The following is a 23,003-nucleotide window of genomic DNA, read 5'->3' as shown; positions in this document are numbered from 1 at the left end:
GCGACGACGGGAACAGACCCATGGCAAGCCATGGCGGGGGCAGGAGAGGATCATGACCGATGAAGTACGCCTGAAGGCCGATCCGCACTGGCTATCGCTGGTCGATGCGGCGGGTGGCTGGTTCGAGAGCGCACATGGCCAGCAGTTGCTGGCGCGTGAGCGTGGCCTGTTGGAGGCCGAGCTGGAGCGCTGCTTCGGCAGCTACCTCGTGCACTATGCGCCTTTTTCCGATAACCCCCTCGAATTGTCATCGATTCGCCACTGCGTACGCCTGGGCGCGCCTTTGAAAGGTGCCGATATCATCTGCGACGAGCAGGCCTGGCCATTGGGCGAGCATGCCGCCGACGTGGCGGTGTTGCAGCATGGACTGGATTTCAGCCTGTCGCCCCATGCGCTGTTGCGCGAAGCGGCTTTCAGCGTGCGCCCGGGCGGGCACCTGCTGGTGCTCGGCATGAACCCATGGAGTGCCTGGGGCGCGCGCAGGCTGGTCGCGGGTGGTGGTTTTCGCCAGGCTCGCTGCATTCGCCCGGCGCGTGTGGCGGACTGGCTGAGCCTGCTGGGCTTTGCACTGGAGAAACGCCTGTTCGGGTGCTATTGTCCGCCGCTTTCTTCGGCCCGCTGGCAGACACGCCTGACGCCGCTGGAAAACCTGGGGCAACGCTGGCAGGCACCGTGCGGCGGCTTCTACCTGTTGCTGGCGCGCAAGATGACGGTTGGCTTGCGACCGTTGCGCCAGGCGCGGCGCGAGCCGATGGGGCAGTTGCTGCCGATGCCGGTTGCCAAGGTCAGCCGGCGCAACACCGAATGATCCGATTTCAGAGAGTAGTGCTGTTCATATGAGCGATGAGCCGGTAGTGATCTATACCGATGGTGCCTGCAAGGGTAATCCCGGGCCGGGCGGTTGGGGGGCCTTGCTGGTCTACAAGGGGGTCGAGAAAGAACTCTGGGGCGGCGAGATCGAAACCACCAATAACCGCATGGAACTGATGGCGGCGATTCGTGCGCTGGCTGAACTCAAGCGCGGTTGCCAGGTGAAGCTGGTGACCGATTCGCAGTATGTGATGCAGGGCATCAATGACTGGATGCCCAACTGGAAGAAGCGCGGTTGGAAAACCGCGGCCAAGCAGCCGGTGAAGAATGCCGATCTGTGGCAGCAACTGGACGAGCAGGTCGGTCGTCACCAGGTGGCCTGGAGCTGGGTGCGGGGCCATACCGGTCACCCTGGCAATGAGCGCGCGGACATGCTGGCCAACCGTGGCGTCGACCAGGTGCGTCAGTCCAGGTGAAGCGCACCGTGCTTCCAATTCCATAATCCGTTCATGAGAGATTTCGCGCATGCGCAGCGTTGTACTGGATACTGAAACCACCGGTATGCCGGTGAGCGATGGTCACCGGATCATCGAGATCGGTTGTGTCGAGGTGATCGGACGTCGTCTGACCGGGCGCCACTACCACGTCTATCTGCAACCGGACCGCGAAGTGGATGAGGGTGCCATCGCCGTCCACGGGATCACCAACGAAGACCTGCTGGACAAGCCTCGTTTTCGTGAAGTGGCCGATGAATTCTTCGAATTCATCAAGGGCGCACAGCTGATCATCCATAACGCGGCGTTCGATATCGGCTTTATCAATAACGAATTCGCACTGCTCGGGCAGCAGGAACGTGCCGATATTACCGAGCACTGCTCGGTGCTGGACACCCTGTTGATGGCGCGTGAGCGCCATCCGGGCCAGCGCAACAACCTCGATGCGCTGTGCAAGCGCTATGGTGTGGACAACTCGGGCCGCGACCTGCACGGCGCCTTGCTCGATGCGGAGATTCTGGCCGACGTTTACCTGACCATGACCGGTGGCCAGACCAACCTGTCCCTGGCGGGCAATGGTGCGGATGTGGATGGAGGCGGGCGCGCCCAGCCTTCGCCGATCCGTCGCCTGCCCGCAGAGCGCGGCAAGGGGGTTGTGCTGGCGGCCAGCGAGCAGGAGTTGCAGGCCCATGCTGCACGCATGGCGGTCATCGAAAAGGCGGCGGGTGGTACCCCGCTGTGGCTGCAACTGGAGGCCGGGGAGCAGTAGTCCCGACCCGGCCGTAGGGTGCGCCATGCGCACCCATTACATGTATCGGTTGCCTACAGGCGCAACTGGCCGATTGCCTTGCTCAACTGGCCGGACAGTGCCGCCAGCTCCGAACTGGTGGTCGCGGAGTCCACCGTCTGCTGGACAGTGCGCTCGGTCACGTCACGGATACCGGTGACCGAGCGATTCAATTCTTCCGCCACCTGACTCTGCTCCTCGGCCGCTGCTGCGATCTGCGTATTGCTCTCGCGCATCTGCGCGACAGCGCCGGTAATCGCTTCCAGCGCCAGACCCGCTTCCTGAGCCTGCTGCACGCAGTCATCGGCCTTGAGCGAGCTTTCCTGCATGAACTCGACCGCGTCGCGGGTCATGCCTTGCAGGGCGGCGATCATTTGGGTGATTTCATCGGTAGAGACTTGCACGCGTTTGGCCAGGTTGCGCACCTCGTCGGCCACCACGGCGAAGCCTCGACCCATTTCACCCGCACGGGCGGCTTCGATGGCCGCGTTCAGCGCCAGCAGGTTGGTCTGTTCGGCAATGCTGTGGATGACACTCACCACACCATTGATCTTCTGACTGTCGGCCGCCAGTTGCCCGATGGTTTCGGCGGTCTGCTGAACGCCCCTGGAGAGGCTGTTGATGGAGTTCTCCACGCGCTCGACGACCCGGTGGCCTTCGCTGGCGAGGCGGTCGGCATTCTGCGACTGGTCCCGTGTATCCCGCGCATGTTCGGCGATGTGATGCACGGTAGTGGTCATTTCGTTGATGGCGGTGGCGGCCTGGTCGGTTTCGCTCTGTTGACCGAGCATGTCACGGCGCACTTCATTCATGTTCGCCGCCAGCCGACGGGCGTCCTCGTCCAGGCGTGCGGCTGAGTTGGCAACTGTGCCGACGATGCGCTGGTAGCCGGACTGCATGGCGTTGAAGGCGGTGGCCATCTGCCCGACTTCGTCCCGGCTGTTCAGGGGGACGCGGACCGAGAGGTCGCCGCTGCTTTCGACGTGCAGCATCACGTCCTTGAGGGTGTTCAGGTGGCTGAGCAGGAAGCGTATGAGGATCTGCGAGGCCGCCAGCAAGGCCAGCATGAGGACCATGACCGCGACGGCATAACTGAGGAAGTGCTGGCCCCAGACCTCGGGGAAGCCAGGGGCGCGTACCGCTACGGCGATATGCTGGCCATTCGGCCTGGCCAGGGTATAGGCCCCGATCAGGGGGTTGAGCTCGAAGAGTGCGTCGTGCTCGAGGGGCGTCCAGCCGGATGCCTGAAGGTTCTGCCCCTCCAGGCTCAGCGCCTGGCCTGCATCGAACCGATGAAGGTTGCTGGCCGAGGGCAGGGGCGTGTCGGCTGGCCAGCTTTCGAGCAGGGCAGCATATTGCCGGGCGGCACTCTGCGCATCGGTGCTGCGGGCCTGCTGTTCGATCTGTATGGCATACAGCACCAGCAGCAGGGTGGTGACGAAGGTCACCATGTTCAGCGCCCAGAACTTGTACTTCAGTGATAGGTCGCGCATCCAGACAATCATTGTGCTTCTTCTTCGATTGAGGGGTCGATCATCTATGCAATAGCGGCAGCTTCGCAAGTTGCTTTAGGTCTATCGTGCAGGCCGAAGAAACGACGTGCACAGGCGGTGGTGTGCGCCGCCAGCGCCTGCGGGCTTTCGCCCCGGTAGCGGGCCACGTCCTGCAGTACCTGGACGAGATAGGCCGGCTCGTTGAGGTTGCCTTTGGGGCGGGGCTTCAGGCTGCGTGGCAGCAGGTAGGGCGCGTCGCTTTCCAGCATCAGGCTGCCTTGGGGGATGTCGCGCACCAGTTCCTGCAAGTGGGTGCCGCGTCTTTCGTCGCAGACCCAGCCAGTGATGCCGATGTGCAGGCCCAGGTCCAGATAGGCATAGAGCGTCTTGCGCTCCCCGGTGAAGCAGTGGATCACCGCATCGCCGATATCGTCGCGGACGGACTTGAGGATTTCCAGCATGCGCTGGCTGGCATCGCGCTCGTGCAGAAAGACGGGCAGACCCGTTTCCGAAGCCAGTTGCAGTTGTGCTTCGAGTGCCGCCTGTTGCCGCTCCCGTGGGGAAAAGTCGCGATTGAAGTCCAGTCCGCATTCGCCGACCGCGCGTACCCGTTCTTCCTGCAACAGCAGCCGCAGTTGCCTTGCGCTATCCGTGCCCCAGTCCTTGGCATCATGGGGATGGACGCCGGCCGTGCAATAGAGGCGCGTGCCTTCAGGGTCCAGTTCATGACAGAGCGCCAGCGCCTTTTCGCTTTCATCCAGGCGGGTGCCGGTCAGCAGCATTTGCCATACCCCGGCAGCCTGGGCTCGTTGCAGGATGTCCTGGTGCCTGTTGGCGAAGCTGGGGTGCGTGAGGTTGACGCCGATATCCACCAGGGGCTCTGGCTGCTGGCTTTCACAGGTGCTGGGTGCGGTCATGGGGACTCTTTGGCAGAGGGTTGTGGCGGTATTGCCTGTGGTGGTCGATGAGAGGCTGTGCGAATCTTCGCACCGGTACCGGGTCAGCAAAAGCGGGAACGCCCCTTTTCATGCGCTTGCCTTCGATCATTCTGCTGCTTCTTCTGGCGCTGTTCATGTCGCCGGCCCACGCTCGCCTGGAAGGGCCACAGGCCTGGTTGCCGGTGGACCGTGGTGCGCGGCAGGTACGCGATCTTGCGCAGATTCGACGTGATGGAGTGCTGCGCGTGCTGGTCAACCAGAGCCGCAACAGCTCCGGCGAGGTCAAGGGCGAAGTCGTGGGTGTCGAGTATGCCCGCTTGCGAGCTTTCGAGCAGTTCCTCAATCGCGATGGACATCCCGGTCGCAGCATCACTCTGAAGATCATCCCCAAGGCCAAGGATCAACTGCTTGCCGCCCTGTTGCGCGGGGAGGGTGACATGGTCGCGCCAGGGGAGCGCCTGGGTATGCCCGCCGGTGCGGCGCTGAGCCGCAGCCGGGCGGTGGTCGCCGAGGTGCCGATGGTGCTGGTCGGGCGCAAGGGTGGCATGACCTATGCGAGCCTCGAACAATTGTCCGGGCGCAGCCTGGCATTGCCCGCCGGCAGTGCGGCCGGGCCTGCGCTGGCGCGTCTGAACGAAAGCCTGCTGGCCAAGGGCCGGGCGCCCGTGGTGATCGAGTGGGTCGATCCGAGCCTGGCGGTCGAGGACGTCCTGGAGATGGTGCAGGCCGGTATCTACCCGCTGACGGCGGTTGAGCTGACCATCGCCCAGCGCTGGGCCAAGGTGATGCCGAGGTTGCGGATCGAGCAGAAGATGACGCTGGGGGAAAAGGCTGGCATGCACTGGTTCCTGCCCAGGGAGACCAACATGCTGCAAGCCAGCGTGGATCGTTTTCTCAAGGAGTACCGTGCGCCGGCCAACCAGGACGCGGTGTTCGAGCGTGTCTATCGGCGCCTCTACCGCGTTCAGTACCCGCTGGACCGGACTGGCCGGCAGCGGCTGGATTCGGTGCGTACGGTGTTGCAACGGCATGCGCGCGAGCAAGCGTTCGACTGGTTGAACCTGGCTGCGCTGGCCTTCAAGGAGTCCACGCTCAACCCCGCCGCCCGTGGTGCCTCGGGCGCGGTCGGGCTGATGCAGGTGACGCCGGCGACCGCGCGCAGCATGGGCGTGGGGGATGTGCACCGGCTGGAAAACAATGTCCGCGCCAGCGCCAAATACCTGGCCAGTATCCGCCGGCAGTTCTTCTCCAGCCCGCGTCTGAACGAGCGGGAGCGCATGGCGTTCGTGCTGGCGGCCTACAACCTGGGGCCGCAACGGGTCCAGAGCATGCGCGCCGAAGCCCGTCGGCGGGGGCTGAACGCCGATCAGTGGTTCTTCCAGGTGGAGCGCGTGGCCCTGGAGAGCGTCGGCATGGGGGTGGTCAGTTACGTCAACAGCGTCAACAAGTACTACCTGGCCTATGCCCGTGAGCGCTACCGGTTGGAGCGCTAGCGCTCCTGCTCCGTCTCGTATTTGTCGAAGGCATCCCGGGCGATGGTCCGGCCCAGGGCGATCAGTTCGGGTGCCTTGTAGAATTCATAGAAGCGACAGGCGCGGCGCGGGACCGTGACCAGTACGTTGGGCGGGTAGCCGGCGATCTTGTACTGCGCGAGGGATGATTGCATCACCTCGAAGCTCTGGTTGATCAGCTCCAGCAACGACGCCGGTCCGCCGACGTCGATCACCACCGAGCCTTCGGCGGACTTCGGCGCGCCTTGGGTGGCCGGCGCGCTCGGCGGGTGTTCGTGTTGCAGCTTGGCGATCTGTTCTTCCAGCCCCTGGGCGCTGCGGCGCAGGAAGGGCAGGCGCGAGCTGATCGAATGAATGACCGTATCGAAACGCCCGGGCCGGCTGATCTCGGGCAACGGGTATTGCTTGTGGTTATTGCCGTTCAGGTTGACCGCGATGATCAGGTCGCAATGGCTGGAGACCACCGGGACGATGGGCAGCGGGTTGAGCAGCCCGCCATCGACCAGCATGCGCTTGCCCTGGATCACCGGGGTGAAGAGGCTGGGAATGGCCGCCGAGGCGCGCATGGCCAGCTCCAGGCTGCCTTCCTGGAACCAGATTTCCTGCTGGTTGGTCAGGTCGGTGGCGACCGCGGTGTAGGGGATCGGCAGGTCTTCGATGTCGATGTCACCGATGATCTCGCGCACCCGCGCGAAGACTTTCTCGCCACGCACCGCGCCGAGGCTGAAGCTCGGATCGACCAGACGCAGTACGTCGAGGTAGTCCAGGCTCTCGACCCAGGCACGGTACTCGTCCAGCTTGCCCGCGGCGTAGATGCCGCCGACCACGGCCCCCATCGAGCAGCCGGCAATGCAGCCGATCTCGTAGCCGCGTGACACGATCTCCTCGATGACGCCGATGTGCGCGTAGCCGCGCGCACCGCCGGAACCCAGTACCAGAGCCGCTCGCTTACCCATGTTTGCCTCCCCATCGACAGGGGCGCTAGCTTCGGGCCTGTGCGAATGAGGCGCAAGTGTCATCGTTCAAGGACCAGCCCACGCGCACGCATGTGCCGGCGCAGCAGCCATTTCTCCAGTTCCGAACCAAGCAGCACCACCAGCGCGGCGGCGCACACCTTAAGCCAGTCGCCGAGCGCCAGCGCGGTAGCGCCGAACAGGTTCTGCATCGGCGCGGTGTAGGTATAGAGCAACTGCAGTACCGCGCAGGCGGCGATGGTCAGCAGGATCCAGGGATTGCCCAGCAGACCTTCGCGGGTGAGCACACTGCCGTGGATATGCCGGCTGCTCAGCAGGTAGAACATTTCCGCCATGACCACGGTGTTCACGGCCAGGGTGCGGGCGGTCTCCAGACTGGCGCCCTGTTGCAGCTCCCAGAGGAACAGGCCGAGGGCACCGGCCATCATCAGCACGGACACCAGTACCACGCGCCAGACGAAGAAACCCGACAGCAATGGTTCGCTCGGTGGACGTGGCGGGCGACGCATGATGCCGCGCTCGGTCGGTTCGGCGGCAAGGGCCATGCCGAGGGTGCAGGAGGTCACCATGTTGATCCAGAGCACCTGGGCCGGCGTCAGCGGCAGGGCGAACTGGAACAGGATGGCGCTGATCACGATCAAGGCTTCGCCGCCGTTGGTCGGCAGCATGAACAGGATGAATTTCTTCAGGTTGTCGTAGATCGCCCGGCCTTCGCGCACGGCATTGCCGATGGTGGCGAAGTTGTCGTCCACCAGCACCACGTCGGCGGCTTCCTTAGCCGCTTCGGTGCCTTTCAGTCCCATGGCCACGCCAACGTCGGCACGCTTGAGGGCCGGCGCGTCGTTGACGCCGTCGCCGGTCATCGCCACCACCTGGCCGCAGGCCTGCATGGCTTGAACCAGGCGCAGCTTGTGCTCGGGGCTGGCGCGGGCGAACACGTCGATGTCCATCACCACCTGGCACAAGGCTGCATCGCTCATCAGTGCCAGTTCGGCACCGGTCAGCGCGGGCCGGCCAACGCCGATGCCCAGCTCGGCACCGATGGCCCGGGCGGTATCGGCATGATCGCCGGTGATCATTTTCACGCGGATGCCCGCCGCGTGGCACTCGGCCACGGCGGCGATGGCTTCCTCGCGAGGCGGGTCGATCATGCCGACCAGCGCCAGCAGGGTGAAGCCGCCCCGGTCGATGTCATCGAAGCCGAGCAACTGCTGGCTGTCGTCGACATGGCGGCTGGCCAGTGCGAGCAGGCGCAAGCCCTGGGCGGCGGTATCGGTGGCCATGCGCCGCCAGTAGTCCGGGTCCAGCGGTTGCTCGCCGTCGAGGCCGAGTTGGCGGTCGCAGATTTCCAGCAGTCGCTCCGGCGCGCCGACCATGAAGATGTGGCTCTGCCCCGGCCCCGCGTGGTTCAGGCTGGCGCGGAAGCGATGTTCCGATTCGAAGGGGATGCTGTCACGGCAGGGCCAGGCCGTCAGCACCTGTTGCGCCTGCAGGTCGAACTTGGCTGCCAGCACCAGCAGCGCGGCCTCGGTCGGGTCGCCTTCGATCCGCCAGCCCTGTGCTTCGGGATGGATGCGCGCATCGTTGCACAGCAGGCAGGCGTGGCCGATCCGTTGCAGGCGTTGCCGCTCCTCGGGCAACGGCTCCGTGCCGTCGCGACGGATCTCGCCCAGCGGGGCATAACCGACACCGGCGACCTGGTAGCGGGCGTCGGCGCAGATCACCCGCTGCACCGTCATCTCGTTGCGGGTCAGGGTGCCGGTCTTGTCTGAACAGATCACCGTCACCGAGCCGAGCGTCTCCACCGCTGGCAGGCGGCGAATGATTGCCTGGCGGCGCGCCATGCGCTGGACACCGAGGGCCAGCATCACCGTCATGATGGCGGGCAGGCCCTCGGGGATGGCCGAGGCGGTGAGGGCGACGGCCATCATGAACATCTCGCCGGGATCGTGGCCGCGCCACAAGGTGCCGAGGGCGAAGGTCGCCGCGACCAGACCGAGGATCGCCAGCGCCAGTGCACGACCGAAGCGGTCGATCTGCCGCAACAGCGGTGTGGAGATGGCCTGTACACGGGCCAGCATACTGTTGATCTTGCCCAGTTCGGTGTTGGCGCCAGTCGCCACCACCAGGCCACTGGCCTGCCCGTAGACCACCAGGGTGCCGGACCAGGCCATGCAGTAACGGTCGCCCAGGGCAGCGTCGGCGGGTACCGCGTGCTCGCTCTTTTCCATCGGCAGCGACTCGCCGGTCAGCGCGGCTTCGTCGACCCGCAGGTTGCGCACGTCCAGCAGCCGCAGGTCGGCGGGCACCTTGTCGCCGGAAACCAGCAGCACGATATCGCCGGGTACCAGCTCGCTGGCATCCACTTCGATGCGACGACCATCGCGCAGTACGCTGGCCCGGCTGCTGAGCATGTTGCGGATGCTGTCCAGGGCGCTTTGCGCCTTGCCTTCCTGGATGAAACCGATGATGGCATTGACCAGCACCGCGGCGAAGATCACCCCGGTATCGACCCAGTGCCCGAGCAGTGCGGTGACCACGGCGGCGCCGAGCATCACGTAGAGCAGGATATTGTGAAATTGCATCAGGAAGCGCAGCAGCGGCCCGCGGCGCGCCACTTCCGGTAGTCGATTGTCGCCGTGTTGCTGACGTATCCGGGTGGCCTGCTCCGTGGTCAGGCCGTTGCGCTCGCTGCTCAGGGCCTGGAGACATTCACTGGCGGCAAGGCTGTGCCAGTTCGGGTCTTGGGGTGCGGGCATGCTGGACTCCTGTCGTGGCGCTGGGGCGGGATCGGTGAAAGACCCTACGCAAGACAAGGAGTACGGACAAGGCGCTTGCCTGCGTCTTTGTCAGAAAAGATTACCGTCCGTCGTCAGCACCCGGAAGGCGGTCTTGAGCGACACAGGGCTGGATCGTGAGCCAATTACGTCCACATCTGCAGGCGCCGCATCGAGCACTTTCGCGCTACTCTTGCCCCCCACGATTCGATCTGCGGAGGTGAGCATGACACTGGGCGAACTGCTGCAATGTGTACGGGCCAACCCGGACTCGGTACTGGTCCCTGCCAGTTGGGGGCAGGGACGGGCGGGCTTCGGCGGGCTGGTGGCGGCGCTGCTCTACGATGTCATGCGCTCGCGGGTCACGACTGGACGTCCCGTACGTTCGCTGTCGGTCAGTTTCGTCGGGCCGTTGCAGGTCGATGTGCCGGTCAGTTTTCAGGTCGAGGTCTTGCGCGAGGGTTCCTCGGTCAGCCAGCTTCTCGGGCGTGCCGTCCAGAATGGCAGTGTGGTCACCCTGATCCAGGGCAGCTTCGGCGCCGCGCGTGATTCGAGCGTCTCCGTGGATGCGGAGGCCGCCCCCGCCATGCCTGCGCCGGATGATTGCCGCGAGCTGCCTTATATCCAGGGTGTGACGCCCGAGTTCACGCGCCACCTGGCCCTGCGCTGGGCCGTGGGTGGCCTGCCGTTCAGTGGCAGCGATTCACGCGAGATGGGCGGTTGGGTGCGTTTGCGCGATGAAGCCCCGGCAGTGCCGCTGGACGAAACCCATGTGCTGGCCCTGGTGGATGCCTGGCCGCCAGCGCCCTTGTCGCACCTGCGCAGTGTTGCTCCGGGCAGCTCTCTGACCTGGACCATCGAATTCGTCCAGCCGCTGCCGCGTCTGGACACCCATGATTGGTGCCAGTACCGCGCCCTGATCGAGCATGCCCGTGACGGCTACGGCCATTGCGCGGCCGCACTGTGGGGGCCAGCGGGTGAATTGATCGCCTTGAGCCGGCAGACGGTGACGGTCTTTGGTTGAGGCCAGACGAATCCATAGGAGGTGCGAGCGATGAACGGATACAAGGCTTTCACGGTTGAACTGAGTGAGCAGGTCGCCCAGGTGACGATCAATCGGCCAGAAAAGCTCAATGCGATGAACGCCGACTTCTGGCGGGAAATCGTGGAAATATTTCGCTGGGCGGATGATACCGACGCGGTACGCGTGGTGATCCTGTCCGGTGCCGGTGAGCATTTCTCCTCGGGTATCGATCTGCAACTGCTGGCCGAGGCCGCCAGCCAGATGGGCCCTGACATCGGGCGAAATGCCGAGCGCCTGCGGCGGCGCATCCTGGAACTGCAGGCATCCTTCAATGCGGTGGATGCCTGTCGCAAGCCGGTCATCGCGGCGATCCAGGGCTATTGCCTGGGTGGGGCGATCGACCTGATCGCCGCCTGTGACATGCGCTATGGCTCCGAGGATGCGCGCTTTGCGATCAAGGAGATCGACATGGGCATGGCGGCCGATGTCGGTACGTTGCAGCGGCTGCCGCGCATCATCGGCGACGGTATGATGCGCGAGCTGGCCTACACCGGACGAACTCTGGACGGACACGAAGCGCAGGCCATCGGCCTCATCAACCGTTGCTATGCAAGCCCGGAGGAACTGCGGGCAGGCGTTCTGGAACTGGCGAGAACCATTGCCGCCAAGTCGCCGCTGGCGATACGCGGTACCAAGCAGATGATCCGCTACATGCGCGACCACCGTGTCGATGACGGGCTGGACTATGTCGCGACCTGGAATGCCGCGATGCTGCAGTCCGCCGACCTGCGTATCGCGATGGCGGCGCACATGGCCAAGCGCAAACCGGATTTCGAGGATTGATGAAACCTGACCTGATGCAGAGAGAAATCTGATGGGCTTGCGTTGGCAGAGCGCCTTGCTCGATCCTGCCGAGCCGGGCGGGCTGGCGCTGGTGCATTGCCGCCAGCACTTTCTGTGCGATGCGCAGGGCGTGCTGTTCCCGCGCGAATGGCTCAAGCGCCTGGCGTTGCCGTTACTCAGCGAGCAAGGGCTCGGTCATTTCGATGGTGAGCGGGTCTTCCTGCTGGTGCTGGAGCGCCAGGACGAAGTACCTGGCGCCACCTGGCAGGGTTTGCGTCAACTGATGCAGGAGGATGACGACCGCGAGCGTTATCGCATGCTCGCCTTCGCCGCACAGATCGCCACCTGGGCCAGCCAGCACCGTTTTTGTGGCAGTTGCGGCGCGCCCATGCGCCAGCGCTCGGATGAGCGAGCGATGCACTGCGAGGTTTGCGGTACGCATCACTATCCGCGTATCTCGCCGAGCATGATCGTGCTGGTGACCCGTGGCGACGAAATCCTGCTGGCCCGCTCGCCACGTTTCGTACCGGGCGTCTACAGCGCGCTGGCAGGCTTCGTCGAGCCGGGGGAATCCGTCGAGCAATGCGTTGCGCGGGAGGTGCGGGAGGAGGTTGGGCTCAGCATTCACGCGCCGCGTTATATCAGCAGCCAGGGCTGGCCTTTCCCGCATTCGCTGATGTTGGGCTTTCATGCCGAATATGCCGGCGGTGAGATCGTGCCGCAGCCCGAGGAGATCGAAGACGCTGGCTGGTTTCCTGTCGAACGTTTGCCGACGTTGCCTTCGCGGCGCTCCATCGCGCGCTACCTGATCGAGCTTTATGTCGCCAGGCGGCTGGGGACCATGGAGCCGGAACCGCCGGTCTGATGCCTGGTCGGCGTATGGGGCTGGAGAATCTCTATTCGAGTGTCTTCTGCCGGAGGATATAGATGCTGACCAGCACGGCACTGGTCAGCATTGCCAGGCGTGCCCAGGGCAGGGGCACGATCCAGCAGGAAAAACCGATGCTCAGCCACATCAGGCCGATGGCGTAGAGCTTGCCTTTCAGCGGAATGCCCCGGCCTTCGAGGTAATCGCGGAACCAGGGGCCAAGGCGGGGATGGCCGACCAGCCATTCGTAGAAACGTCGCGAGCTGCGCACGAAGCAGGCGGCAGCCAGCAGCAGGAAGGGCGTCGTCGGCAGGACGGGCAGGAATATGCCCAGCACGCCCAGCGCGACACTCAGACAACCCACCGTCAGCAGGACGCCGCGCAGCAGCGGGCTGCTGCTCAGCGGTGTATCGCGGTGAGCCATGGCAGAGCGGGTATCAGTGCCGACGGGGTTTGAGCAGGGCCGGTTTTTCTTCGGGGGCGTGGCAGATCAGGTAGAGCGTAGTCAGCAGCTCTGGAATCTGTCCGACCATTTCGTCGACAAGGTCGGCGTCGCTGGCGATATCGGAGAACTCTGGTTGGTCGTCGAACAGGCCGGAGCCGACCATGATCGGCAGCAGCAGCTCGCTGACTTCTTCCTCGGCGTCTTCGAACCAGACTTCTTCGCGCATGAAGACACCTTCCATGAAGCCGATGCACCAGCCGCGCAGGTCGGATTCGTCGGGCTCGTCGCCCAGCTCCAGCTCGCAAGGCAGGTCCATGTCTTCGTCGCTGGCCAGCTGGCGGGCGATATGCGCCTGGAGCTGGAGCAGGGTCGCCTCGATGGCTTCGCGCTCGGTGTCATCGCGGTAGTTGGGTGTCTCGGCGAACAGGGCGTCGATCCACTCGCGTTCCGGGACCTGCTCGGGGCAGATGCTCAATGCGGTCAGGTAGCCATGGGCGGCGATGTAATCGAGCGCTTCTTCATGCAGGTCGTCTGCATCCAGAAACACTTGAAGGCGTGCGAGTTGCTCGGCGAAAGACATCGTAGGCTACCTGGGCATTGAAAGTAGTTGGGGATTCTAGACGAGGGAGGAAGTACAGGCTACCGCTTTGGGGTGCCACGAAGCCGCGGTTCAGCCCGCATTCTCATTCATATGAATGAAGAATGCGGGCTGAACCCTTCGCTACTATTCGCGTTGCCCGTAGCGGTCGCCCACACAATGCCAACAATCGAGAGCCGTCCCATGACCTGCCATGCCCTCAGAAGCCGCTTTTTCCACATCATGCTATCCACCGTCACCCTGAGCCTCATCGGTGGCTGTACGACTTACAACGCCTCTTCTTCGTTATCGCGTGCGACGTCTGCCAAGGACTGTTCGGACAAGCTGGAGCACTATGACTGGGCGATCTATTACGAGCAGCGTGACGGCCATGTCAGCAGCGAAAAGCTTACAAAAGCCATTTCCGGGATCAAGGCCACTGCCCCTTACTGTGGCAGCAATCCTCACGAGGTCACGGGGCATCTGCTCCAGACGCTGAACCGGCTGGCAAGCACCCGGCATCCGCAGACCGAAGCCATGGCCACGGTCTATTTCAACTACCTGGAGCAGCATCCCTACGCCTATACCCGAATATCCATGGAGGACGTTTCCACCCTTGAAACGGTGAACAAGGCGCAGGCACGCAAGCTGCTGGACCTTGCCCTCGAGCGTGGTATCTGGAGTGTCGCTTACCTGCAGGAATACCGTGTTGTGACGGCCCGTGAGCAAGACCTGGACAGGCTCGAAGATCGCCTGGACGCGGTGGAAGCCAAAGCCCTTGCCGCAAACTCGGGCGAGTTCACGTTCGATCAGGATTACTCTCTGAAGTATCACGGCTATGTGGGTGACACCAACCAGAGGGCGGCCTATTACCTGCGGGCCTATGCTGGCGAAGCGCGCCAGCAGGGGGACGTCAAGCGCGCCCAGATCGTAGAGAGAATGGCGCAGGACAAAGACCGCCGATTCGCTGAGCAGGCACGTAAAGATGCGGAGTGGGCCGCAAAGTACGAGGCTTCCAGCCAGAACCATGCTGCCGTCATGAGTGCACTGGGCGCCGCCGCCTCCATCGCCGCGGCCAGTGATCCGGCCAACGCGGCGGCATATGGCGCCATCGGTGCCGGCACGACGGGCAACATGGCGGAAGTGAGCCAGGCACTGGCCACTGCGGCCGCCGCAAGCAACCAGGGCACTGCATCCTGCGATATTCCCAAGACCTCCATCGATAACGCAGTGCGTCAGTGCAATTGTGAGAAGGGCAAGGTCAGCAAGACCGTGGACGGCACCGGCACCAGCGTTGCCTGCCGCAAGCCGGGGCTGAGTTGGAGCTGCAAATACTTCAACGATGGCAGCAATCGCTCCTGTGGGATGGAGTCGCGTTGAGCTGAGCATTCGATCTGCCTTTGCTCGCTGGTGCTGGTTGCGCGCAGGCGTGCGAAGGCAGGTATGTCATTTTGAGCCTGGTTTTCACGGCCCTGGATGCGATCTTGTGTCGGCGCTGTCGACTCGATCACAGTTTGCTTCCTTCATCGTGTTTATTCTTTCGGTCAACTACCGCTTGCGATGCCTCCCGCGTCCGGGGCGTTGCGATCGTCGCTTCTGCGTGCCTCAGAGAGCACGCGGGATGCTCTAGCGGTCCGAGGCAAAATTGCCAATCCAGCTGTAATGCATTCCCCCTGCGTACCGCGCGCGATTGCTTGACCGGAGCCCTGGAGCATTTCTCCCCTCTCCCATTCATGGGAGAGGGGACGGGGGAGAGGGTGCTTGCGTCTGTCACCCTCTCCCCAGCCCTCTCCCGCAAGCGGGAGAGGGGGTAAAGCGGGTTCTGCCAATGAATATCCGTCTGGTCTGTTCATGCGAGCAAGTATGACGGTCTTCATACGATTGCCCGACCCAGGATTCTTCGCTTTGGAGCGATGCGTCAGGCAACTGGTATACTGCGCGCCTTGTTTTGGAGAACGGCATGCTCGAGAAGGCACAGCAAATCCTCAAAGAAGTCTTCGGTTATGACGCGTTCCGGGGCATGCAGAAGGCGATCATCGAGCAGGTTGCCGGCGGTGGGGATGCGCTGGTCCTGATGCCTACGGGCGGTGGCAAGTCGTTGTGTTTCCAGGTGCCCGCTCTGTTGCGCGAAGGCCTGGCCGTGGTGGTTTCCCCCCTGATCGCCCTGATGGATGACCAGGTCGCCACGCTCGAAGAGCTGGGCGTCAGTGCCGTTGCGCTCAACTCGATGCTGAGCGCGGAGGAACAGCGTGATATCGCGTTCCGCGTTCGTCGCGGTGAAGTGAAGATGCTCTACCTGGCGCCCGAGCGGCTGGTGCAGCCGCGCATGCTGGATTTCCTGCAGCAGCTCGATATTGCCCTGTTCGCCATCGACGAGGCTCACTGCGTCTCCCAGTGGGGGCATGATTTCCGCCCTGAGTACCTGCAGCTCGGGCAGTTGGCAGAGCTTTTCCCCAAGGTGCCACGGGTGGCCCTGACCGCTACGGCGGACCGCCGCACGCGAGAGGAAATCGTCCAGCGTCTGCACCTGGAGCAGGCCGAGCGTTTTCTATCGAGTTTCGACCGCCCCAATATCTTCTATCGCATTGTGCCCAAGGAGCAGCCGCGCAAGCAGTTGCTTGCGTTCCTGGCGGCACGTCGGGGTGACGCGGGCATCGTCTATTGCATGTCGCGCAAGAAGGTCGACGAACTGGCGGCCTTTCTCAGCGAGCAGGGTTTTCCGGCACTGCCTTACCATGCCGGCCTGCCGAACGACCTGCGGGCTTATCACCAGAAGCGCTTTCTCAACGAGGAAGGCCTGATCATGGTGGCGACCATCGCCTTCGGCATGGGGATCGACAAACCCAACGTCCGTTTCGTCGCCCACCTCGACCTGCCCAAGTCGCTGGAAGCCTACTACCAGGAGACCGGTCGGGCAGGGCGTGACGGCCTGCCCGCGGATGCCTGGATGGCCTACGGCCTGCAGGATGTGATCTTCCTCAAACAGATGCTCAACAATTCCGAGGGCGACGAACGGCATAAGCGCATCGAGCAGCACAAGCTCGATGCCATGCTGGCCTTGTGCGAGGAAACCCGCTGCCGTCGTCAGACGCTGCTGGCCTATTTCGACGAGGAGATGCCGCAGCCCTGCGGGCATTGCGACAACTGTGTCGACCCGGTTAAGACCTGGGATGCCACCGAGCCAGCGCGTCAGGCACTGTCGGCGATCCATCGCAGTGGGCAACGTTTCGGCGTCGGGCATCTGGTGGATATTCTGCTGGGACGCGAGAACGACCGGATGCGTGAACTGGGGCATCAGCACCTGTCCGTGTTTGGTATCGGCAAGCAGCGAACCGAAGCCGAATGGCGTTCACTGTTCCGCCAACTGGTGGCGCGCGGGCTGGCCGATGTCGACCTCGAGGGCTATGGCGGCCTGCGTCTGAGCGAGCATTGTCGGCCGCTCCTGCGGGGAGAAACCACCCTTGAGCTGCGCCAGGACATTTCCAGCAAAGCCACCAACACCAAGGTCAGCAGCAGCCCGGCCAGCCAACTGGTGCGTAACGATGAACGCGAGCAGTGGGAAGCTCTGCGAGCGCTGCGTCGAAAGCTGGCGGAAGAGCACAGCGTGCCACCTTACGTAATCTTCCCCGATGCGACCCTGTTGGAGATGCTGCGCAGCCAGCCGCACAGCCTGAGCGACATGGCGGCCGTCAGCGGTGTCGGCTCGCGCAAGTTGGAGCGTTATGGCGAAGCCTTCCTGGCCGTGCTCAAGGGGGGCGCCGCCCAGGTTGAAAAGCCCGTGGTGGACTTGCGCCATGAACTGGTTTCGCTGGCGCGTGCCGGCATGACGCCGGAGCAGATCGCGTCGCAGTTGTCCTGCACCGAGCGCAATGTCTACAGCCTGCTGGCCGAGGCGTTGACTCGCCAGGAGTTGACCCTGGAGCAGGCACTGGATATTCCCGAAGACCTGATGGGGCAGATACAGGATGTCTTTCTCGATGGCGAGGGCGAGTTGCCAGCCGTTTCCACCGTGGCCGCCCAATTCGCCGGGCGAGTGCCGGAGGGGGTGCTGTTCTGCGTGCGTGCGGCGCTCGAGTCCGAGTTCGAACTCTGAGGATACGGCGGCACGGCACCCACGGGTAACCCAGGATGGACAAGTGATGAGTGAACAAGGATCGTTATCATCCCCGCAGGGCGGTTTGCCGGGGATGTCACAGGGCCGGGTGATGATGCAGGTGAGCTTGCCGCTATTGGGTGGCTGTGTTTAGCTCGTCGCCGTCCGGAGCCTCTATTTCAGGTGTTTCCCGTATTTCAGTGCAGCGTCGTGTCTTTTCTGGACAGGCACTGCCATCGATTCGAGCAGGTTTCTTTCGAATGTCTTATCCCGATCAACACCGTTTCGCCATGCAACTGGCGCAGCTTTCTCGCGGCTGGCGTGCGGAGCTGGACCGGCGCCTGGCCGACCTGGGGCTTTCGCAAGCACGCTGGCTGGTGCTGCTGCACCTGGCGCGTTTCGCCCATGTGCCGACCCAGAGCGAGTTGGCCAAGAGCGTTGCGGTAGAAGGACCGACCCTGGCCCGTCTGCTCGATTCGCTGGAGGCCCAGGGGCTGGTGGAACGTCAGGCGGTTCCCGAGGACCGGCGGGCGAAGCGCATCGTGCTGACGCCCAGCGCGTTTCCGCTGATCGATCGCATCGAAGCCTTGTCGCGCCAGTTGCGTCAGGAATTGTTCAATGGCATCAGCGAGGATGAGTTGCGCAACTGCCAGCGTGTGCATGCCCGCATTCTGGATAACCTCGAGCGGCGCTGAAACCTTCTCGGTCAGAAGCTGCGGCCCAGGTTCAGGTAAAGCGCCCGCTCGCGTTCGTCATTGAAGCCATAGCTGAAGTTCAAGGGGCCAAGCGGCGTGTCGTAGCCGAGGAAGATGCTGGCTGCGTTGATATAGCCGCTGTCGAAGTCATTGTCGTTGTTCCAGGCGCGACCTCGTTCGAGCGAGGCGCCGAGGTAGAGCGGGAAGTCCAGTGGCAGGAACGAGCGCTCGCTCACCCGGCGGTAATAGAGCAGGCGTCCGAGGCTGATGTTCTGGCCTGAGAGTGCGTCCTGACGGAACCCGGACAGTTGGCGAGCACCGCCGAGCTGGAAGCTGGACGTCACCACTTCGGTGTCATCCAGGGTTCGGCCATAGCGGCCACCGATGACCCAGGTGTTGGGGCCATGGCTGAATGCCTTGTTCAAGTCGATCTGCCATTGGCGATAGGGATCGTCGGAGCCAAGGCTCTGGTCGTACTGGCGCAGTGAGAGTTCGATCTCTTCGCCTACATGGGGGAAGTCGACATTGTCGAGGGTGTCGAAGGCGTATTTCAGTTCGTAGTAGCCCTCGGCGAAGCTGAATTCCGGCAGTTCCTGCTCGCCAACGCGGACACGCGCTTCGCCCCAGGCCTGGTTGATGCCGAAGCGGATTTCGCCGTTGTTGGCGATCTGCCGTCCCAGATTCAGCTGGTAGCCGTAGCGTTGCAGCCGATACTCCGCAATCGGATCGTTATCCAGTATCGACTCCACGTTCAGGGCATCGACGAACAGGCTCGGGGCGACGAACCAGCGCGAGCCAATGTCCAGCGGTTGATAGAGCTCGCTGTAGAGTTCCTGGTGATCGCCAAGCTGTATGCGGGTCAGCCATTCCGCGCCTAACGGATTGAGGCCGTTCTTGCGATAGCTGGCGCCGATATTGAACGCGCTGTCGCCTCGGAAATTGTCCGACAGGTTGATGCCCAGGCGCAGGTAGTCGGTGCCCGAGCGTTTCCCCCGCGAGTCGATGACCAGGGTGTTGCCCTGCTTGCCATGTTCCACCCGGTATTCGATCTGCTCGAAGTAATCCAGCCCGTAGAGGGTGCCCATGTCCTTTTGCAACTGTTCCAGGTCCAGTGGCTCGCCCAGTGGCTGGCGCAGGTAGCGGCGAATGACCCGGTCATCGACTTTCGAGGTGTTGGTGATGCGTATGTCGTCGATGCGTGGAGTTCGCGGCTCGGCAAGTCCCTTTTGCATCAGTGCCGGTTCACCGCCGGTGCTGCTCATGCTCAAGAGACGGCTGTCCAGGGCGTTGGCTGCTCGGTAGCCTGCCTCGATGAGGTCACCGGCCCGGCCAAAGTCGGTCGAGCCAAAGCCGGCCAGTGCGGGTTGTACCAGCAGGTCTTCCGGTTGCAGGGTGGCCAGTTGGATCTCGGAGTTGCGGCGGGTCATCATCGTGATCGACTGGTTGAGCACGTCCACGACCGTCAGCAATTCCTTGCGCGATTTCAGCGGCGTGCCGATATCCACCACGATCAGGCGGTCGACGCCCATGGAGCGGGCGACATCCACAGGCACGTTGTCCACCATGCCGCCGTCGACCAGCAGGCGACCGTCGATCTCCACCGGGGCGAAGACCGCCGGGATCGACATGCTGGCCTTGATCGCCTGGGGAAGGTGCCCGCGTTTGAATACGACTTTCTCGTCATTGCCGATATCCGTGGCCACGGCCCTGAACGGAATAGGCAACTCGTCGAAGTCGCGCGTATCGCTGGCATGCACCAGCAGGCGCTCCAGCAGCAGAGCCAGGTTCTGCCCCTGGATGACGCCAAGCGGCAGGCCCAGGCTGCCATCTTCCTGGAAACTCAGACGGCGCTTCACCAGGAAGTCGCGGTCATCCTGCTTGCGCCGAAAGGGTACGTCGGCGCGGGGTGGATCATCGGAGAGTACCTGTTGCCAGTCGATTTCCATGGCCAGCACTTCCAGTTCGTCGGCGCTGTAGCCGGAGGCGTACAGACCACCGATCACGGCGCCCATGCTGGTGCCGGCAATCGCATCGATGCGCACGCCTTTCTGCTCCAGCGCCTTCAATACGCCGATATGAGCGAGCCCACGGGCTGCGCCACCGGATAGCACCAGGCCCGTCCTGGGTTGCGGCTGTTCCTGGGCCAGGCAGGGGAGGCTGAGGAGCATGAGCAGGATGGCAAGGGCGTGTTTCATGGCAGTGGCCGTGAGCGAGTCGATGAAAGGCCGCTATTATAGGCACCCACTTTGACGGTTAGAGGGTGCCATGGGCGAGAAGCCGAATATCGCTATCCATTATTGCTGCCAGTGCCAATGGCTGCTGCGGGCCGCATGGCTGGCGCAGGAGTTGCTGTCGACCTTTGCCGACGATCTTGGGCAGGTGGCGCTCGTACCCGGAAGCGGCGGGATCTTCCTGATTACCTGCGATGGGGTGCAGGTGTGGGAGCGCAAGCATGATGGTGGCTTCCCCGAAGCCAAGGTGCTCAAGCAGCGCATCCGTGACCTGATCGACCCTGAGCGTGCCCTGGGCCATATCGACCGCTGACAGCCGGCTTTACCCAATCCTTACATTTCGTTGACTAAATGTTTCGGCCTTGCATGCCTAGAATTCATTAGCGCCGATTGGGGCGTTTTCATGGAGTCTTTCATGCGCTCTTCGCTGTTTCGTTCTGCCGTTGCTGGCTGCCTGGTGCTGTTCTGTGGATTACCGGTTCAGGCCGAGCCCCACGGGCCTGGGCTAGGTGGCGGTCACTCCGGCAAAGGTCCGGGTGGTGGTTACCATGCGCCGGGGCCGCGACACGGGCATGGCCTGCCCAGTGCCGCACGGGAAATCTGGATTGGCAGTACGCTGTACTTTCTGGCTGCCGGAACTTATTACCTGTGGAATGCGGACCGCAAGACCTACGTCGTTGCCTCGCCGCCAACCGTGGCGAGTACGGAACCTGCCAACTATCAGGTTATCGCTTACCCATCCAATGGCCAGAGCAGCGAGCAACAGGCCCGGGACCGGTACGAGTGCCATAGCTGGGCGGTCGGCCAGAGTGGTTTCGATCCGTTGTCGGCGGCGGCCGCGTCGGAGACTGCACCGACGCTGTATCGACGAGCGCAGGTCGCTTGCCTGACAGGGCGCGGCTATAGCGTCAACTGAGGTTCAATAACCGAGGCTCAATGCAGCAGGTCGCCTTGTAGCTTTCTACTGGCCTGCTGCAGGGCATCGATGATGCGCTCTTTGTCGCTGTGCAGGATGCCGTTTGCGTCGAGGTACAGGGAAAAGCCTGGCATGTCATGCTCGATGAAGCTGTCGTTGCCATCCAGGCTGCCGTGCGGGCCTATGACCTGGTAGGCCTGTATCGGGCGTGCGATTCCTTTACCGCTGACCTGGCCGCGCTTGCGGCAGCGAATGGTGCGCCTGACCAGGGCGTAGGTCTTGTGGGATATGAGGATTTCCCCCGCTTCGGCTGCGGCTTCCAGGCGGCTGGCCAGGTTCACCTCTCGACCGATGACGGTGTAGTCCATGCGTGTTTCGGTACCGAAGTTGCCTACGCTGCAGTAACCAGTGTGGATGCCCATGCGGATTTCCAGGGAGCAATCGATGCCGCGTGCACGCCATTGCCGGCGCAGGGCTTTCATTCGCTCGCGCATGGCCAGCGCCATGGAGACTGCTGCGGTGGCATCCAGTCGCGCCCCCTGGCTCGTCGGGTCGCCGAAGAAGACCATGATGCAGTCGCCCACGAACTTGTCGAGGGTCCCGCCGTATTCATGGGTGATCTTCGACATTTCCCGCAGGTAGTGATTGAGCATGTCGGTCAGTGCCTCGGCTTCCATTTCCTCGGAAAGCTCGCTGAAGCCTTTGATGTCGGAGAAGAACACCGTCAGCTTGCGGCGCTGGGTTTCCAGCCGGGTAGTACGTCTGCCGTTGAAAATCGACTCCCGGATCTGGGGCGAAAGGTATTTGGCGATACAGACGGCCCGTGCCTGCTTCGCTTCGATTTCGGCATGGGAACGTGCGAGGTGTCGGCCGCGCTGGCAGACATGGTGGGCGCTGATGCAGATATACAATGCCGCGCTCAGGATGCTGGTCAGGTCGAACCATGCGGAATGTGGCGTGGCCCGCTGTATGGGAATCAGCATGGCGCACAGCAGAGCGCTTCCAGTCGTTACGCCCAGGATCATTGGCAGATAGGCCTGCTTGCTGGTGAGGAGGGCACTGAAGCCCAGTACGAGCATGAGCATCAGGCATGGAATCGGACTGAAGTCGGTGAGTGCGATAACGGCCCCGCCGTTCATTGCATCCAGGGTGAACGATAACCGTCGGTTTCGGCGGGTCGGTCTCCCCAGTGCGCGAGCCAGGTGCGGGTAAAGGAGCAGGTAGGGCAGTGCCCATAGTGTGATTGCCGGCAGGGCCTGGCTATAGACACCAGCCGCCAGTGTCGCGCCTGTCCCGCTATAGGCAAGGATGCGCGCGTGGTAGTCGCAGGGCGGCGGGATCGTTACAGGGCGGCATTCGGCGATGGCGGTTGTCATGTATCGATCGAGCTCCCTGCTCCATGAAGCTATCCGTGGCGGTCGTGCTGCAATGCGGCCGGTTGGGCACGGTTTGCCGTGGCCTCTGGCATATCGCCATCGGATCATAGCCAAGGGAAGGGAGGGCGCCAAACGCGAGAGCGGATGAATA

At 63.2% G+C, this 23,003-nt stretch carries 20 protein-coding genes; 12 read left to right on the top strand and 8 right to left on the bottom strand.

Features of this window, described 5'->3' with window-relative positions; translation table 11 throughout:
* Positions 1 to 52 precede the first annotated feature (52 nt).
* Genes HW090_RS01300 through dnaQ form a run of 3 tightly spaced genes read left to right on the top strand, consistent with a single transcriptional unit; the run spans position 53 to position 2,073 of the window.
* Positions 53 to 808 (top strand): SAM-dependent methyltransferase, encoded by a 756-nt coding sequence (locus HW090_RS01300; protein ID WP_179111774.1) that lies wholly within the window; start codon positions 53 to 55, stop codon positions 806 to 808.
* Positions 809 to 836: 28 nt separating this feature from the next.
* The gene (gene rnhA / locus HW090_RS01295; protein ID WP_179111773.1) at positions 837 to 1,286 is read left to right on the top strand and encodes a ribonuclease HI; all 450 of its coding nucleotides are present in this window, start codon (positions 837 to 839) and stop codon (positions 1,284 to 1,286) included.
* Between the two features lie 49 nt (positions 1,287 to 1,335).
* Positions 1,336 to 2,073 (top strand): DNA polymerase III subunit epsilon, encoded by a 738-nt coding sequence (gene dnaQ, locus HW090_RS01290; RefSeq protein ID WP_179111772.1) that lies wholly within the window; start codon positions 1,336 to 1,338, stop codon positions 2,071 to 2,073.
* Between the two features lie 53 nt (positions 2,074 to 2,126).
* On the opposite strand, the gene HW090_RS01285 is transcribed toward dnaQ, so the two are convergent.
* Both HW090_RS01285 and HW090_RS01280 read right to left on the bottom strand, forming a co-directional pair.
* Positions 2,127 to 3,596: a methyl-accepting chemotaxis protein gene (locus tag HW090_RS01285; protein WP_179111771.1), complete on the bottom strand. Its 1,470-nt coding sequence runs from the start codon at positions 3,594 to 3,596 to the stop codon at positions 2,127 to 2,129.
* 32 nt (positions 3,597 to 3,628) lie between these two features.
* Positions 3,629 to 4,501 (bottom strand): TatD family hydrolase, encoded by an 873-nt coding sequence (locus HW090_RS01280; RefSeq protein WP_179111770.1) that lies wholly within the window; start codon positions 4,499 to 4,501, stop codon positions 3,629 to 3,631.
* A gap of 110 nt (positions 4,502 to 4,611) precedes the next feature.
* Between HW090_RS01280 and HW090_RS01275 the strand changes: the two genes are divergently transcribed.
* Entirely contained in the window at positions 4,612 to 6,015 is a 1,404-nt protein-coding gene (locus tag HW090_RS01275; protein ID WP_179111769.1) for a transglycosylase SLT domain-containing protein, read from the top strand.
* Here the strand turns inward: HW090_RS01275 and HW090_RS01270 are convergent.
* Together HW090_RS01270 and HW090_RS01265 are read right to left on the bottom strand one after the other, a co-directional pair.
* Positions 6,012 to 6,989 carry a patatin-like phospholipase family protein gene (locus tag HW090_RS01270; RefSeq protein ID WP_179111768.1) on the bottom strand — a complete coding sequence of 326 codons (978 nt, stop codon included), beginning with the start codon at positions 6,987 to 6,989 and terminating at the stop codon, positions 6,012 to 6,014. The genes HW090_RS01275 and HW090_RS01270 overlap by 4 nt on opposite strands.
* A gap of 59 nt (positions 6,990 to 7,048) precedes the next feature.
* Complete coding sequence (locus tag HW090_RS01265; RefSeq protein ID WP_179111767.1) at positions 7,049 to 9,766, bottom strand: cation-transporting P-type ATPase; 2,718 nt, start codon at positions 9,764 to 9,766, stop codon at positions 7,049 to 7,051.
* A 244-nt stretch (positions 9,767 to 10,010) separates the two neighbouring features.
* Here HW090_RS01265 and HW090_RS01260 point away from each other — a divergent pair, with 244 nt between their 5' ends.
* From HW090_RS01260 to nudC, 3 genes are read left to right on the top strand one after another with little or no spacing between them, the layout of a single operon-like run.
* Positions 10,011 to 10,808, top strand: coding sequence for an acyl-CoA thioesterase II (locus HW090_RS01260; protein WP_179111766.1), 798 nt, complete (start codon positions 10,011 to 10,013; stop codon positions 10,806 to 10,808).
* A 30-nt stretch (positions 10,809 to 10,838) separates the two neighbouring features.
* Positions 10,839 to 11,651, top strand: coding sequence for a crotonase/enoyl-CoA hydratase family protein (locus tag HW090_RS01255; protein WP_179111765.1), 813 nt, complete (start codon positions 10,839 to 10,841; stop codon positions 11,649 to 11,651).
* 31 nt (positions 11,652 to 11,682) lie between these two features.
* Positions 11,683 to 12,516, top strand: coding sequence for an NAD(+) diphosphatase (nudC, locus tag HW090_RS01250; protein WP_179111764.1), 834 nt, complete (start codon positions 11,683 to 11,685; stop codon positions 12,514 to 12,516).
* Between the two features lie 31 nt (positions 12,517 to 12,547).
* Here the strand turns inward: nudC and HW090_RS01245 are convergent, their stop codons facing one another.
* Positions 12,548 to 12,943 (bottom strand): YbaN family protein, encoded by a 396-nt coding sequence (locus tag HW090_RS01245; RefSeq protein WP_179111763.1) that lies wholly within the window; start codon positions 12,941 to 12,943, stop codon positions 12,548 to 12,550.
* A gap of 13 nt (positions 12,944 to 12,956) precedes the next feature.
* On the bottom strand, positions 12,957 to 13,544 hold the full coding sequence (locus HW090_RS01240; protein ID WP_179111762.1) for a YecA family protein: 588 nt from the start codon (positions 13,542 to 13,544) through the stop codon (positions 12,957 to 12,959).
* 201 nt (positions 13,545 to 13,745) lie between these two features.
* Here HW090_RS01240 and HW090_RS01235 point away from each other — a divergent pair, with 201 nt between their 5' ends.
* From HW090_RS01235 to HW090_RS01225, 3 genes are all read left to right on the top strand, one after another.
* A complete protein-coding gene (locus HW090_RS01235; protein WP_179111761.1) occupies positions 13,746 to 14,921 on the top strand; it encodes a hypothetical protein in 1,176 nt (391 codons plus the stop codon).
* A 580-nt stretch (positions 14,922 to 15,501) separates the two neighbouring features.
* A complete protein-coding gene (gene recQ, locus HW090_RS01230) occupies positions 15,502 to 17,634 on the top strand; it encodes a DNA helicase RecQ (protein ID WP_179111760.1) in 2,133 nt (710 codons plus the stop codon).
* 260 nt (positions 17,635 to 17,894) lie between these two features.
* On the top strand, positions 17,895 to 18,329 hold the full coding sequence (locus HW090_RS01225) for a MarR family transcriptional regulator (RefSeq protein ID WP_179111759.1): 435 nt from the start codon (positions 17,895 to 17,897) through the stop codon (positions 18,327 to 18,329).
* 11 nt (positions 18,330 to 18,340) lie between these two features.
* Here HW090_RS01225 and HW090_RS01220 read toward each other — a convergent pair whose 3' ends face one another.
* Complete coding sequence (locus HW090_RS01220; RefSeq protein WP_179111758.1) at positions 18,341 to 20,524, bottom strand: patatin-like phospholipase family protein; 2,184 nt, start codon at positions 20,522 to 20,524, stop codon at positions 18,341 to 18,343.
* Between the two features lie 70 nt (positions 20,525 to 20,594).
* Between HW090_RS01220 and HW090_RS01215 the strand changes: the two genes are divergently transcribed.
* Entirely contained in the window at positions 20,595 to 20,873 is a 279-nt protein-coding gene (locus HW090_RS01215; protein ID WP_179111757.1) for a SelT/SelW/SelH family protein, read from the top strand.
* Positions 20,874 to 20,975: 102 nt separating this feature from the next.
* Positions 20,976 to 21,476, top strand: coding sequence for a hypothetical protein (locus HW090_RS01210; protein WP_179111756.1), 501 nt, complete (start codon positions 20,976 to 20,978; stop codon positions 21,474 to 21,476).
* 17 nt (positions 21,477 to 21,493) lie between these two features.
* On the opposite strand, the gene HW090_RS01205 is transcribed toward HW090_RS01210, so the two are convergent.
* Positions 21,494 to 22,852, bottom strand: coding sequence for an adenylate/guanylate cyclase domain-containing protein (locus HW090_RS01205; RefSeq protein ID WP_179111755.1), 1,359 nt, complete (start codon positions 22,850 to 22,852; stop codon positions 21,494 to 21,496).
* Between the last annotated feature and the right edge of the window lie 151 nt (positions 22,853 to 23,003).

The organism is Pseudomonas sp. ABC1, assembly GCF_013395055.1.
Taxonomy (GTDB): domain Bacteria; phylum Pseudomonadota; class Gammaproteobacteria; order Pseudomonadales; family Pseudomonadaceae; genus Stutzerimonas.
This window is presented reverse-complemented; position numbering and strand designations above follow the sequence as displayed.

What these genes read in the sequence shown, in the direction of transcription:
- HW090_RS01300 (WP_179111774.1), top strand. Translation starts at nt 53, where the DNA reads ATGACCGATGAAGTACGCCTGAAGGCCGATCCGCACTGGCTATCGCTG.
- rnhA (WP_179111773.1), top strand. Translation starts at nt 837, where the DNA reads ATGAGCGATGAGCCGGTAGTGATCTATACCGATGGTGCCTGCAAGGGT.
- dnaQ (WP_179111772.1), top strand. Translation starts at nt 1,336, where the DNA reads ATGCGCAGCGTTGTACTGGATACTGAAACCACCGGTATGCCGGTGAGC.
- HW090_RS01285 (WP_179111771.1), bottom strand. Translation starts at nt 3,596, where the DNA reads ATGATTGTCTGGATGCGCGACCTATCACTGAAGTACAAGTTCTGGGCG.
- HW090_RS01280 (WP_179111770.1), bottom strand. Translation starts at nt 4,501, where the DNA reads ATGACCGCACCCAGCACCTGTGAAAGCCAGCAGCCAGAGCCCCTGGTG.
- HW090_RS01275 (WP_179111769.1), top strand. Translation starts at nt 4,612, where the DNA reads ATGCGCTTGCCTTCGATCATTCTGCTGCTTCTTCTGGCGCTGTTCATG.
- HW090_RS01270 (WP_179111768.1), bottom strand. Translation starts at nt 6,989, where the DNA reads ATGGGTAAGCGAGCGGCTCTGGTACTGGGTTCCGGCGGTGCGCGCGGC.
- HW090_RS01265 (WP_179111767.1), bottom strand. Translation starts at nt 9,766, where the DNA reads ATGCCCGCACCCCAAGACCCGAACTGGCACAGCCTTGCCGCCAGTGAA.
- HW090_RS01260 (WP_179111766.1), top strand. Translation starts at nt 10,011, where the DNA reads ATGACACTGGGCGAACTGCTGCAATGTGTACGGGCCAACCCGGACTCG.
- HW090_RS01255 (WP_179111765.1), top strand. Translation starts at nt 10,839, where the DNA reads ATGAACGGATACAAGGCTTTCACGGTTGAACTGAGTGAGCAGGTCGCC.
- nudC (WP_179111764.1), top strand. Translation starts at nt 11,683, where the DNA reads ATGGGCTTGCGTTGGCAGAGCGCCTTGCTCGATCCTGCCGAGCCGGGC.
- HW090_RS01245 (WP_179111763.1), bottom strand. Translation starts at nt 12,943, where the DNA reads ATGGCTCACCGCGATACACCGCTGAGCAGCAGCCCGCTGCTGCGCGGC.
- HW090_RS01240 (WP_179111762.1), bottom strand. Translation starts at nt 13,544, where the DNA reads ATGTCTTTCGCCGAGCAACTCGCACGCCTTCAAGTGTTTCTGGATGCA.
- HW090_RS01235 (WP_179111761.1), top strand. Translation starts at nt 13,746, where the DNA reads ATGACCTGCCATGCCCTCAGAAGCCGCTTTTTCCACATCATGCTATCC.
- recQ (WP_179111760.1), top strand. Translation starts at nt 15,502, where the DNA reads ATGCTCGAGAAGGCACAGCAAATCCTCAAAGAAGTCTTCGGTTATGAC.
- HW090_RS01225 (WP_179111759.1), top strand. Translation starts at nt 17,895, where the DNA reads ATGTCTTATCCCGATCAACACCGTTTCGCCATGCAACTGGCGCAGCTT.
- HW090_RS01220 (WP_179111758.1), bottom strand. Translation starts at nt 20,524, where the DNA reads ATGAAACACGCCCTTGCCATCCTGCTCATGCTCCTCAGCCTCCCCTGC.
- HW090_RS01215 (WP_179111757.1), top strand. Translation starts at nt 20,595, where the DNA reads ATGGGCGAGAAGCCGAATATCGCTATCCATTATTGCTGCCAGTGCCAA.
- HW090_RS01210 (WP_179111756.1), top strand. Translation starts at nt 20,976, where the DNA reads ATGCGCTCTTCGCTGTTTCGTTCTGCCGTTGCTGGCTGCCTGGTGCTG.
- HW090_RS01205 (WP_179111755.1), bottom strand. Translation starts at nt 22,852, where the DNA reads ATGACAACCGCCATCGCCGAATGCCGCCCTGTAACGATCCCGCCGCCC.